The organism is Streptomyces sp. PA03-1a, assembly GCF_033792805.1.
In the GTDB taxonomy this organism is placed as follows: Bacteria; Actinomycetota; Actinomycetes; order Streptomycetales; family Streptomycetaceae; genus Actinacidiphila.
In genome coordinates this window covers 1-743 of the sequence record NZ_JARAVO010000501.1, presented here as the reverse complement: position 1 = coordinate 743, position 743 = coordinate 1, and the positions used below count along the sequence as shown (strand labels likewise).

1 protein-coding gene is annotated in these 743 nt (G+C 65.5%); it reads right to left on the bottom strand.

Going from position 1 to position 743, the window contains the following annotated elements; genetic code table 11:
* Positions 1 to 34: 34 nt before the first annotated feature.
* Complete coding sequence (locus PV341_RS45170; protein WP_500361068.1) at positions 35 to 592, bottom strand: hypothetical protein; 558 nt, start codon at positions 590 to 592, stop codon at positions 35 to 37.
* Positions 593 to 743: the final 151 nt, after the last annotated feature.

The window sequence follows — 743 nt, the reverse complement described above, 5'->3', positions numbered from 1 at the left end:
AGGTACTGATCGTCAATATCAGTATTATGTGTATTTATTGTTGTTTTTTTTTTTGCAAACATAATACGGCATGATATATGTATAGAGGTATCGTGGGCTTGGAGATGTGGATAAGAGACAGGCCCTGCCACGCGGGCCGGGGGGCCTGGATGCCGCGGGTCCGTGCCCAGCGGGCCGCGCCCGCGAGCAGGGAGGTGACGATCAGCCCGATGAAGAGGTTCACCACGCAGGTGGCGAGCATCTCGTTGGAGCGGTGCAGGGCCAGCGGGATCACCACGGCGAAGAGGGTCAGCCCGGCCATGATCCAGCCGAAGAACAGCGTGGCGCGGGGCGTCGTGGTGAGGAGGACGCGCAGCAGGAGCGTCGCGGCGAGCGCGACGAGCGCTGCCCCGAGGACGTAGGCGGTGGCGGCGGCGTCGCGCCACAGCCCGTAGCCCTGCGGGGCGAAGAGCGGCAGCAGCAGGAATCTCTGCGCGACCAGGATGCCCGCCTTGGCCAGCAGGCCGGCGAGCACCGCGGTCAGGGCTCCGACGCCCCACAACCGCCAGGCGTGGACGCGGCGGCGGTCGTGGTCGGCGTAGCTGCTTGGCACGTGGGGTTCCTTTCCGGTCAGCCGACGCAGAGGACCAGGAGGCACAGCTGCATCGGTGACTTCGTTGCCGGCGGCGTGGGGGCCGCCGGCAACGAAGTCACCGATGCAGCTGTGCCTCCTGGTCCTCTGCTTCGGCTCTGTCTCTTATAAC